Origin of the sequence: Staphylococcus sp. IVB6214, assembly GCF_025558585.1 — a bacterium.
Taxonomy (GTDB): domain Bacteria; phylum Bacillota; class Bacilli; order Staphylococcales; family Staphylococcaceae; genus Staphylococcus.
Genome location: NZ_CP094723.1, coordinates 1,389,389 through 1,401,726, shown reverse-complemented (window position 1 = coordinate 1,401,726; position 12,338 = coordinate 1,389,389). Strand labels below are relative to the sequence as shown.

Genomic DNA, 12,338 nt, shown 5'->3' with positions numbered 1-12,338 from the left:
GTTTGGGTTATACTTCGATGATATCAATGACTTGTCCATCATAAGCATCCGCAATAAATGTATAATGCGTGACTTTGCCTTGACGTGTTGTACTAATACCCCCTTTGTATACTTCATATTCAATGCCGAACTTGCGATAAAGTGTTGGTTCATAGACGATATACGAACCACTGACATTTTGAAAATAATCTTTAACAGAATCGATGACTTTGTCTGCAGGATAATAGTTTTGTTTGTTTTTATTTAAAGTATAAAAATAACTACCAGTCATAATGATACCAATAGTGATTGGAATCATTAGCGGCCACTTTTTCTTTGTATTTCTCAATTGCATCGCCCCCATGAAAACATAATTATAGTGTACCACAGCTAAGATGTTATACTAAAGTAAGAACATTACAGAAAACATTGAGGAGGGCGTGTCTATGGCAGAAAGTACGATGACACATATAAAAAAACTGACTGAAATGCATGGTGCACCTAACTTTGAGCATCGTGTAAGAGATTATATGAAACAAGCAATGACACCTTATGTAGATGGATTTGTGGATGATCGAATGGGTGGTTTTTATGGTGTGAAAAAGAGTGCAAACCCAAATGCACAGCGTGTGATGGTCGCGGCACATATGGATGAGATTGGTTTTATGATTACGGAGATCACTTCCCACGGATTTATTAAGTTTACAGCGTTAGGTGGAGTTGCCAACGATATTTGGCAAGGGCAACGCTTAAAAGTTTTAACACAACGAGATGAAGAAATTATCGGCGTTGTTGCGAATATACCGAAGCACTTTCGAACAGGTCAAGAAGGTGCACCCAAAATTGAAGATCTATTATTAGATATTGGTGCAAGTTCTGCTGAAGAAGTACGTGAGCGGGGGATTTCAATAGGAGATCCAGTTGTACCACATACTGATTTCATTCAACTTTCAGAGTATCGCTTTGCAACGAAAGCGTGGGATAATCGATATGGTTGTGTGATTGCGATAGAACTACTCGAGCAATTAAAAGATGTCGACTTAGATTTCGACCTTTATGTCGGTGCAAATGTGCAAGAAGAAGTAGGACTGAGAGGTGCACGTGTTGCTGCAAACTTGATTGAGCCTGATATAGCATTTGTTGTCGATTGTTCACCTGCCAATGATATGAAAGGACGTCAAGGTCTTTCAGGTGTACTGGGTGATGGTGCATTATTACGTATAAAAGATGGTACGATGTTATTAAAACCTGCATTCAAGCAATTTTTACTGAGAGTTGCTGAACAGCATGATATCAAATATCAGCATTATATTTCACCAGGTGGTACAGATGGTGGTGCAATTCATCAATCAGGTATCGGTGTACCAACAGCAGTTATCGGTGTTTGTGCAAGATATATTCATAGTAGTGATGCAGTATTCGATATTCGTGATTATGAAGCAGCAAGAACATGGCTTATTGAATCAGTTCAAACATTGGACGAACAAGTGATTACGAAGTTACAATATGAAATATAATATGAAGGAGTGTGTATGACATGAAAAAACTTGAAACAACAGAACAATATGCAGAATATAAACAAGGAGAAACAGTCTTCTTATTCTCAGCAGATTGGTGTCCAGATTGTCGTGTCATTGAACCGGGATTACCAGATATCGAAGCGAAATATACACAGTTTGATTTTGTATTAGTGGATCGCGATCAGTTTATTGATATAGCAGTTGAAGAGGGCGTTATGGGTATCCCAAGTTTTCTCGTATACAAAAATGGTGAACGTGTCGGTGACTATATTGGAAAAGAACGTAAAACAATCGAGCAAATTGATACATTTTTAAGCCAGTTTTAATGTCATAATTAAAAACCAGCATCCAGAGTTACGTTCTAAATAGTTGATACAAGTGGACTTAACATTAGATTTTCAGGATAATTCCCTACAAAAATGAGTTTTGTTTAAATAATCTTAATATAGTTCAAGACAAATACAGGATATTTGCAATTATGATTTATGACATGATGTAAAGTTACCGAAATAGCACAAGATTTCAACCCTTAGGACGTACGTTTTTTCTAGTCCTAAGGGTATATTTATTGTAAACTAATATAAGGCATGAAATTAGGAGTGAAAAAATGAATGTCTTTAAAATGAGAGATTTATTAAAAACACGGTTGAATCATTTAGAAGTTGCATACCAATTCAATCGTGACAAGGAATCACTAAGGATATATCGAACTGATAATCAAAAAGGTGTCACTGTAAAATTGTCTCCAATTGTTGCCAAATATAATAAGGGTGAACATCAAATTGTTGATGAAATCATTTATTATGTTGAAGAGACAATTGCGCAAATGCAAGATGAGTCAACAAAGACACTAGACGAGATTAAAATTTTACCAGTCATCCGTTCGACAAGTTTTCATGAAAAAACATCAGAAGGTCAACCATTTGTGACAGATGAACATACTGCAGAAACACGCATTTATTATGCATTGGATCTCGGTAAGTCATACCGTCTCATAGACGACAAAGTGTTAAAAGAACTGAATCTGACAGTACAACAAGTGCGTGAAATGGCAACATTTAATGTTCGGAAACTTGAGATTAATTATAAAACGGATGAGGTAAAAGGTAACTTATTTTATTTCTTTAATACGAATGATGGTTATGATGCCAGTCGTATTTTAAATAAGCAATTATTAGCATCATTTGAAGAAAAATGTGAGGGTGAGATGTTAGTCGCTGTTCCGCATCAAGATGTCCTTATTATTGCAGATATCCGCAATCATACAGGATATGATGTTATGGCACATATGACAATGTCATTCTTTACAAATGGGCTTGTACCGATAACATCCCTATCATTAAGCTATCAAAATGGTAAGTTTGAGCCAATCTTTATACTCGGTAAAAACAATAAACAGAAGTCCGCGGATATGCCTAACGTAGTCCAGCATTTACGTGCGACAAAAGATTTAAAAACAGATGATTAGGAGAGAAAAATATGAATTTATTTTATAATCCAACAGGTGTTGGCGATGTAGCATTCGTACAATTAGAAGTTGTAGAAGGACCATTTGAATACGAAAAGACAAATGAGATTGTTACAATTAAGAAGGACGGTCATGTTGTCGGTTTTAATATTTTCAATTCTGTACAATCACTTGATATCCAAGGAACAGGACATATCAAGTTGACAGATGATCTATTATCGAAAATTCAATCTGTTATTAAAGATGCAGGAATTAATACAGAATTAGAAGTTGATTTAACACCAAAATTTGTAGTGGGTTATGTACAAGAAAAAGAAAAACATCCAAATGCAGATAAGTTAAGTGTTTGTAAAATTGATGTTGGAACTGAAGTGTTACAAATTGTATGTGGTGCACCAAACATTGAACAAGGACAAAAAGTCGTTGTCGCAAAGGTCGGTGCAGTTATGCCGAGTGGTATGATTATAAAAGACGCTGAACTTCGTGGTGTGCCATCAAGTGGTATGGTTTGTTCGATGAAAGAACTCAATTTACCAAACGCACCACAAGAAAAAGGAATTATGGTTTTAGAAGATTCGTATCAAGTAGGACAAGCATTTTTTGAAGAATAAGGAGAGGGTGTGAACTAATGAGCTGGTTTGATAAATTATTTGGCGAAGAGGATAAGTCAACGACGGGTCGTTCACGCCAAAATCGTTCACAACACCCAACAAAAAAAGAAGAATCTGACGGTTTGATTCGTCAGACGAATGATATCTATCAACGACCGAAAGGAAAGTTTCGCTTTCCAATCGATATGCATGATGAAGCGGTACGAAATGATGAAGCGAATTGGGAACAGACATCTGCTGAAAAGGATGATAGTAATGTGACTGCACAACGACCTTCTTATTCGTTAGACAGAACACAAAGAAGACATCGCAGCAATGTACGTATTAATCATGAAACAGTGTCAACACCTAAACAGCAACAGTCATCATACACCCCATCGTCGTCAGGATATCAACGTCGTCAAAACACGACATATCGTGCTACTGGAGAACGAGATAGTGTGCGTAATCAAGAGATTCGCCCTTCATATCATCGACCTGAGTTCAGAGCATCGGAAGTTCCATCTGCGATATTTGGGACAAAGCAACCACGTGAGATTAAAAATAGCGGGCTAAAACAACCGTTACAGACTCAGGGAGATAAGCGTGAAGATCGGTTGGGAGTGGACAGACGAAAAGCATCAACCCATCACACATCATATCAGAAGGAACGTGTTAAAAAAGAGACGCCAAACTATTCCAAACGAGACAATACAATCAATATTGAAAATATTTATGCTTCTCAAATTGTAGAAGAGATTCGACGAGAGCGTGAGAAGAAAGCTTTACAGAAAAAACGCTTTAAAGCTTCATTGGAACAGAAGAGAGCAGCGCAACAAAAAGAAGAAGGTTTTGACATACAAAGAGCGATAGATGAAATGCATGCACAACAAGCGAAACAATTGTTGGGTGCAGATTATGATGCAAATGATGTCGATGAATTAGAACTGGAAGAAACGTCTGACGTAACAGAAATCAAGGATTCATCGCTTGAAACGCAACATTCGGATGAAGCTACTGAACAATATCACTATGAAGAAGTGGATTTATCTAAATACACATCGGATGATAATAAAGAAGTGCAACAAGAGAATCAGTTAGATGATGTGTTAGAGTCAGATGGTGAATCTCATGATGAATTGGAAGAATCGGCTCCGGTTAATACGCATTCTGAAGAAGTTGATGAAAGTGATACTGCGATAGAGAATGAATCAGAGCATTTATCTGTACCTAAGAAGCAAGCTGTCAGTGCACCTGTGTTGAAACCGACTGTGTCAAAAGTCGATGACGAAGTAGCGGTGACAGAAGATGCGGCAGACGCACACGATACCTATGAATCAACGCCTGAGACAGATGAATTAGATAAAGGGGCGGATCAATCATTAGACGAAGCGGATGATTTATCAGAAAAAACATCAGTGGAAAAAGAAACGCCTACAAAACCAATTCGTCGGCATGCGAAACCGTTCAATGTTTTGATGACACCATCAGACAAGAAAAGGCATATGGAACGTCAAAAAGAAGCGGTCAACACTGTGAACCGCAATCAAGTTGCACAAACACATACACATGATACGACACAACAAAGTTCTGAACGTGTATCTAGTCCAGAAATTGTTGATACGACTTCAGTTCAAACGAAAACAGAACAAGATACAGCGCAAGGAGAGAAAAAGATTCGTCGTGGTCCGATGATTCACTTGCCAAGTCTTGATCTATTAGATGCACCAGAAGTTCATGAACGTGACGAAACATGGATTGCCGAGAAGAAACAAGAGCTGAACGATGCGTTTTATTATTTTAACGTACCAGCAGAAGTAGTAAATGTTATCGAAGGGCCAAGTGTGACACGCTTTGAATTGTCAGTAGAAAAAGGTGTCAAAGTATCGCGTATTACAGCTTTACAAGATGATATTAAAATGGCGCTTGCTGCTAAAGATATCCGTATCGAAGCACCAATACCCGGTACGAGTCTTGTCGGAATTGAAGTACCGAATCAAAATCCGATGAAAGTTAACTTGCGTGCGATTATAGAATCAGAAAGTTTTAAAAATGCATCATCAAAACTTACTGTTGCGATGGGGAACCGCATTAATAACGAACCTTTATTAATGGATATCGCCAAAACACCGCATGCCTTGATTGCAGGGGCTACCGGTTCAGGGAAATCAGTATCTATTAATAGTATTTTGATTTCATTATTATATCGAAATCATCCTGAAGAACTGAAACTCTTATTAATCGACCCTAAAATGGTGGAATTAGCACCGTACAATGATTTGCCACATCTCGTAGCGCCAGTTATAACAGATGTCAAAGTTGCAACACAAAGTTTAAAATGGGCTGTTGATGAAATGGAAAGACGCTATAAGCTTTTTGCGCAAACTCATGTACGTAACATTACAGCGTTTAATAAAAAAGTAAGTTATGATCAGCGTATTCCTAAAATTGTTATCGTCATTGACGAATTAGCTGACTTAATGATGATGGCACCGCAAGAAGTTGAGCAATCAATTGCACGTCTTGCTCAAAAAGCACGTGCTTGTGGTATCCATATGTTAGTCGCAACGCAACGTCCATCTGTGAATGTTATAACAGGTCTCATAAAAGCAAATATTCCTACAAGAATTGCTTTTATGGTATCATCAAGTGTGGATTCAAGAACAATATTGGATAGCGGTGGCGCTGAACGATTACTTGGTTACGGGGATATGTTATTTCTCGGTGGCGGTATGAATAAGCCAATCCGAGTTCAAGGTACGTTTGTATCTGATGAGGAAATCGATCGCGTTGTAGATGCCATCAAGGCACAGCGTGGTCCTGAATACCTATTTCAAGAACAAGAGTTGTTGAAAAAAACGGAAGCACCTGCAAAAGATGAGCTTTTCTATGAAGTTTGTGAATTTATGGTACGTGAGCAAAATATCTCAACATCATTAATTCAACGACATTTTCAAATTGGATATAACCGAGCAGCACGCATTATTGATCAATTAGAACAATTAGGTTACATTTCTGGTGCAAATGGTTCAAAACCGAGAGATGTGTATCTAACAGAAACAGAATTAAATGAACTATAAAAAAGGAAAGGAGCGATTGTGTCATGACGAAATATCATTTTGTTGGTATTAAAGGATCTGGTATGAGTTCATTGGCTCAAATTTTGTTTGATTTAGGCCATGAAGTACAAGGTTCTGATATCGAACAGTATGTATTTACGGAAATCGCATTAAAAAACAAAGGGATTACGATTTTACCTTTCACAGCAGACAATATTAAAGAGGGGTTAACCGTAGTACAGGGGAATGCTTTCGCTGATACACATGAAGAAATCGCTCGAGCACATGAACTCGGACTTAAAGTAATACGGTACCATGACTTTCTAAGTGAAGTTGCTAACCAGTATACATCTGTTGCTGTAACAGGTGCACACGGTAAAACTTCAACGACAGGATTATTATCACATGTTATGAATGGAGATAAGAAAACATCATTTTTAATCGGTGATGGTACAGGAATGGGCTTGCCGCAAAGTGAATATTTTGCGTTTGAGGCTTGCGAATATCGTCGACATTTCTTAAGTTATGCACCAGACTATGCAATTATTACAAATATTGACTTTGATCATCCAGATTATTTCAAAGATGTTCATGATGTTATTGATGCCTTTCAAGGTATGGCGAAAAATGTCAAGAAGGCATTAATTGCTTGGGGAGATGACCCATATGTGAAGTCAATCAATGTGGATATACCTGTTTATTATTACGGTTTTGATGGATCAATGGATGTTTACGCAAAAAATGTTAAAATAACAGATAAAGGAACAGAATTCGACGTTTATGTAAAAGGAGAATTCTATGATCATTTCGTATCTCCGCAATATGGTGATCATACAATATTAAATACGCTAGCTGTCTTAACAATCGTATATTTAGAACAGTTAGATGTTGATAATATTAAAGATGCGCTTATTACATTTGGTGGTGTTAAACGTCGTTTCAATGAGACAGTTGTTCATCAACAAGTTCTTGTAGATGATTACGCACATCATCCGAGAGAAGTAAGTGCAACGATTGAGACAGCTAGAAAGAAGTATCCTAACAAAGAAGTGGTTGCGATATTTCAACCGCATACTTTCTCTAGAACGAAAGCATTTTTACAAGAATTTGCAGATGTCTTGAATCTTGCTGATCAAACATATTTATGTGATATTTTCGGATCAATTCGTGAAGACTCAGGGGAGTTAACGATTAATGATTTGTTAGCACTTGTTGACAATGGACAATTGATTGCTGAATCTGATGTATCTGTATTGAAGAAGCACGACAATGCAGTCTTATTATTTATGGGTGCAGGAGATATTCAAAAGGTTTTAAAAGCATATATGGAAGAAGTTGGGATTGACCCCGTTTTTTAATGTTTGACCTTGACAAGGACGGGTAATTATATAAAATAAATAGCATAATTAAATGTCATTAGGAGGCGTTTTCGAATGGAATGGATTTTACCAATCGCAGGGATTATCGCAGCAATCGCATTTTTAGTTTTATGTATCGGCATTGTTGCAGTATTAGTATCTGTCAAAAAGAACTTAGATCATGTAGCAAAAACACTTGATGGTGTAGAAGGACAAATCCAAGGTATTACACGTGAGTCAACAGACTTATTACACAAAGCAAATCGTTTAACTGAGGATATCCAAGGTAAAGCAGACAGCTTAAACTCTGTTGTTGCAGCTGTTAAAGGTATCGGGGATTCAGTTCAAACATTAAATGGTTCAGTTGATCGTGTGACACATTCGATCACACACAATATTTCTCAAAATGAAGATAAGATTTCTCAAGTTGTACAATGGTCAAATGTTGCAATGGAAATTGCTGACAAGTGGCAAAACAGACAAAATCGTAGAGATCATATCGCGAAAAAATAAAGTTTAAATATTAGAAATGTAGGGTTGATACAAGATTTGTATGCAACCCTATTTTTTTTAATATCAAAAGGTGCTATTCTATACATAAGTGGGACGTGTAATAGAGATTGAGTCATCATAAATAGGCGCACTAGGAAACAAATAAGTGGTGTCCAATCTTATTATTTCGTCGGGATTATGACTTAGTATGATGTAGTAGTTAAGGAGGACGGCAAGATGGAAAAGAAAAATAAAACGGTAAATGCAATCAATCAAAAAAGACACGCAGAATATAAACAAACCAATAACATGGATTTTGCGCTTAGTTTTATAGCAGGTACATTGATTGGAAGTGCAGTAGGGTATGCCATTAAACCTTTCGTTAATCATGCAATCGACTATACACAGGAGCATGAATTAACAAATCTCGATAAACAATCTCAAAAAATTCGAGAAGAAGCATTAAGAAAAGCAGATGAGATTAAGGAAAAAGCACAACAAATCAAGAATCAAGCACTTAGTAAAAAAACAGAAGGACCTACAACCCAACAACTTGAAGCGCAACAACGTGCAATCAAAGAAGAAATTGATAGCGACAAATTAGAAGCACCAACTGTTGATACTTATCATTTCGGTGCAAAAAAAGATAAACCTGTCGATTTAGCACAATTGAAGTCACGTCAAAATGCAATGACAACTAATACAGCTGTTTCAGAAGTAACAAAAAAAGAAACAGAAAAAGCTGAGAAAGCAGAGCCAAAAGCGAAAGAAGAAGTATCTGTTTCATCATTGGCAGCAATGAGACAAGCAATGGCTGTTGATACACCAGCAAAGGTAGAAGAAAAAGCTGAGAAAACAGAACCAAAAGCGAAAGAAGAAGTATCTGTTTCATCATTAGCAGCAATGAGACAAGCAATGGCTGTTGATACACCAGCAAAGGTAGAAGAAAAAGCTGAGAAAACAGAACCAAAAGCGAAAGAAGAAGTGTCAGTTTCATCGTTGGCAGCAATGAGACAAGTAATGGCTGTTGATAAACCAGCAAAGATAGAAGAAAAAACTGAGAAAGTAGAACCGAAGAAAACAGCACAATCTAAGAAAAATTCACAACCAAAAGGTAATAACGATGTAGTTCAACGCAACAAACAAACACATCGAGAAGCAAGATTTGAAAATGGTGTTATTACGCACGAAGCTGCGCCAAAACCTAAAAAACAAACAAAAAATACGCCTAAAAAACGTACGTCAAATGCTAAGAAACCAAAAACAAACAAAGCAAAAACACAAAAAAGAAATAGTAAAGTTGAAAAACATACTTTTAAGAACTAGTTAATAAAAACAAATGGCTATCGTCACTTCTATAACGGTGGAAGTGGGGATAGCTTTTTAAATGAATTTTCTAAAAATTAAATAAACATCACTTTCAAAGGTTGCAAAAGCGTGATATAACTGTTAAGATACTTAATATCTAATAAGGTGTTTTATCGCTTTAAAGTATATAAGAATTCCGTTGAGGTGACAAATATGACAAATAAATTAGAAGCATACAGAGCAGAGATTGAAGAAATCAATGATCAAATACTTGAGTTACTGACAAAACGAGGGCATTTAGCTCAAAAAATTGGTGAAGAGAAAAGAAAACAAAGTACCGTGATTTATGATCCGCAACGTGAAAAAGAAATGTTGAATACTTTGATTGATAAAAACCAAGGACCATTTAACGACAATGTTATTAAGCAGTTGTTTAAAGAAATCTTTAAAGCATCAACTGATTTACAAAAATCTGATAATGAAAAGCATTTATATGTTTCTCGTAAATTAAAACCAGAAGATACGATTGTGCAATTCAATAATGGAGGTTTAATTGGTGAAGGACACAAATCTTTCGTCTTCGGACCATGTTCTGTTGAATCTTATGAACAAGTGGAAGCAGTGGCTAAAGATTTACATGCAAAAGGCGAAAAGTTTATTCGCGGTGGTGCATTCAAACCTAGAACATCTCCATATGATTTCCAAGGTCTTGGTGAAGAAGGCTTAAAAATCTTGAAACAAATTAAAGATAAGTATGATTTAAATGTCGTTAGTGAGATTGTACATCCTAATCATTTTGCACTTGCAGATGAATATTTAGATGTCTTTCAAATCGGAGCACGTAATATGCAAAACTTTGAGCTGTTAAAAGAAGCAGGTCGCACAAATAAACCAATCTTATTGAAGCGTGGTTTAAGTGCAACGATTGAAGAATTTATTTATGCTGCAGAGTATATCGCTGCGCAAGGCAATCAAAATATTATTTTATGTGAACGTGGTATCAGAACCTATGAAAAAGCGACACGTAATACATTAGATATTTCAGCTGTGCCTATTTTAAAACAAGGCACACATCTTCCAGTACTTGTCGATGTGACACATAGTACAGGACGTAAAGACATTATGTTACCAGCAGCAAAAGCAGCGTTAGCAATCGGAGCAGATGGTGTGATGGCTGAAGTACATCCAGAACCTTCTGTTGCATTGAGTGATAGTGGCCAGCAGATGGATTTGAATGAATTTAATGCATTCTATAATGAAATCAAACCATTATCTGAAATGTACAATGAGAAGAAATTAAAATAATTTATAGATCATTACACAATGGAGTCTAAAAAATTCCATTGTGTTTTTTTGCTGTTAAAATTTTAGTGACAAAAATTTGACAAGAAAGCGTTTTATATTTTATCCTTTAAAAGATTGTGTTAAACTTTGAAAATAGTATGAAAGCAGAATATAATAATATAGATAGCGCTTACAAGGAGGCAAAAAAATAATGACAGTCACAATATATGATGTTGCGCGTGAAGCGAACGTTTCGATGGCAACTGTCTCACGTGTCGTAAATGGTAACCAGAATGTAAAGCCAGCAACACGTGATAAAGTAAATGAAGTAATTCAACGATTAAACTATCGTCCGAATGCAGTCGCAAGAGGGTTAGCAAGTAAACGTACAACAACAGTAGGGGTTATCATACCAGATATTTCAAACATTTATTACTCAGAGTTGGCACGCGGTATTGAAGACATTGCGACGATGTATAAATATCATACAATTATTTCAAACTCAGACGATGATCCGAAAAAAGAGGGAGAAATTTTTAATAATTTATTGAGTAAACAAGTAGATGGTATCATTTTCTTAGGTGGTACGATTACGGAAGAAATTCAAGAACAAATTAAAAAAGCATCGATTCCAGTTGTTGTTTCAGGAACAAACGGTAAAGAAGCTGATGTTGCTTCGGTTAATATTGACTTTGTTAAAGCAAGCGAAGAAGTCACTGAAAGATTGTTGGATTCAGGTGCGAAGAAGTTTGCATATATCGGTGGTGGATATTCTAAAGTTGCACAAGAAGAAGTCGCAAAAGGATTAAAAAATACACTACAAAAACACGGACTATCTGTGGATGAACATCTTGTCTATGTAGGTAATGAAACATATCAAGATGGTCTACGTGCATTCGAAGTCATCAAAGATTATCAACCAGATGCTGTACTGTCAATTAGTGATGAGCAAGCAATTGGTGTCGTACATGGTGCATTAGATCATGGATTAAGTGTTCCAGAAGATATTCAAGTGGTAAGCTTTAATAATACACGACTTGTTGAAATGGTGCGTCCACAGTTATCAAGTGTGATTCAACCGCTATATGATATTGGTGCAGTAGGTATGAGATTGCTAACAAAATATATGAATAAAGAAGACATTACAGAACAAAACGTAACTTTACCACATACTATTCGTTATAGAGGTACAACAAAATAGTAGATTTGAAGAACAATGTATGCTAATTAGCAGCATTGTTTTTTTATGTATAAGTAATTATTTCATAAGATTTTGTGAC

General features: G+C 36.2%; 11 protein-coding genes. 10 read left to right on the top strand and 1 reads right to left on the bottom strand.

The features are described from left to right. Positions 1 to 7: 7 nt before the first annotated feature. On the bottom strand, positions 8 to 328 hold the full coding sequence (locus MUA51_RS06740; protein ID WP_262559047.1) for a hypothetical protein: 321 nt from the start codon (positions 326 to 328) through the stop codon (positions 8 to 10). A gap of 97 nt (positions 329 to 425) precedes the next feature. Here MUA51_RS06740 and MUA51_RS06735 point away from each other — a divergent pair, with 97 nt between their 5' ends. The 10 genes from MUA51_RS06735 (at position 426) to ccpA (ending at position 12,259) form a co-directional block, all read left to right on the top strand. Beyond that, positions 426 to 1,496: a M42 family metallopeptidase gene (locus tag MUA51_RS06735; RefSeq protein WP_262559046.1), complete on the top strand. Its 1,071-nt coding sequence runs from the start codon at positions 426 to 428 to the stop codon at positions 1,494 to 1,496. 20 nt (positions 1,497 to 1,516) lie between these two features. Further along, the gene (locus MUA51_RS06730) at positions 1,517 to 1,825 is read left to right on the top strand and encodes a thioredoxin family protein (RefSeq protein WP_262559045.1); all 309 of its coding nucleotides are present in this window, start codon (positions 1,517 to 1,519) and stop codon (positions 1,823 to 1,825) included. A 281-nt stretch (positions 1,826 to 2,106) separates the two neighbouring features. Beyond that, on the top strand, positions 2,107 to 2,967 hold the full coding sequence (locus MUA51_RS06725) for a DUF1444 domain-containing protein (protein ID WP_262559044.1): 861 nt from the start codon (positions 2,107 to 2,109) through the stop codon (positions 2,965 to 2,967). Between the two features lie 11 nt (positions 2,968 to 2,978). Further along, on the top strand, positions 2,979 to 3,578 hold the full coding sequence (ytpR, locus tag MUA51_RS06720; protein ID WP_262559043.1) for a YtpR family tRNA-binding protein: 600 nt from the start codon (positions 2,979 to 2,981) through the stop codon (positions 3,576 to 3,578). A gap of 17 nt (positions 3,579 to 3,595) precedes the next feature. After that, entirely contained in the window at positions 3,596 to 6,637 is a 3,042-nt protein-coding gene (locus MUA51_RS06715) for a DNA translocase FtsK (protein WP_262559042.1), read from the top strand. Positions 6,638 to 6,660: 23 nt separating this feature from the next. Next, positions 6,661 to 7,974, top strand: coding sequence for a UDP-N-acetylmuramate--L-alanine ligase (gene murC, locus MUA51_RS06710; protein WP_262559041.1), 1,314 nt, complete (start codon positions 6,661 to 6,663; stop codon positions 7,972 to 7,974). A gap of 75 nt (positions 7,975 to 8,049) precedes the next feature. After that, positions 8,050 to 8,487 (top strand): DUF948 domain-containing protein, encoded by a 438-nt coding sequence (locus tag MUA51_RS06705; protein WP_262559040.1) that lies wholly within the window; start codon positions 8,050 to 8,052, stop codon positions 8,485 to 8,487. Positions 8,488 to 8,703: 216 nt separating this feature from the next. Next, positions 8,704 to 9,792, top strand: coding sequence for a hypothetical protein (locus tag MUA51_RS06700; RefSeq protein ID WP_262559039.1), 1,089 nt, complete (start codon positions 8,704 to 8,706; stop codon positions 9,790 to 9,792). Positions 9,793 to 9,987: 195 nt separating this feature from the next. After that, positions 9,988 to 11,079 (top strand): bifunctional 3-deoxy-7-phosphoheptulonate synthase/chorismate mutase, encoded by a 1,092-nt coding sequence (locus MUA51_RS06695; RefSeq protein WP_262559038.1) that lies wholly within the window; start codon positions 9,988 to 9,990, stop codon positions 11,077 to 11,079. 190 nt (positions 11,080 to 11,269) lie between these two features. Further along, positions 11,270 to 12,259 carry a catabolite control protein A gene (gene ccpA / locus MUA51_RS06690; protein ID WP_262559037.1) on the top strand — a complete coding sequence of 330 codons (990 nt, stop codon included), beginning with the start codon at positions 11,270 to 11,272 and terminating at the stop codon, positions 12,257 to 12,259. Positions 12,260 to 12,338 lie beyond the last annotated feature (79 nt).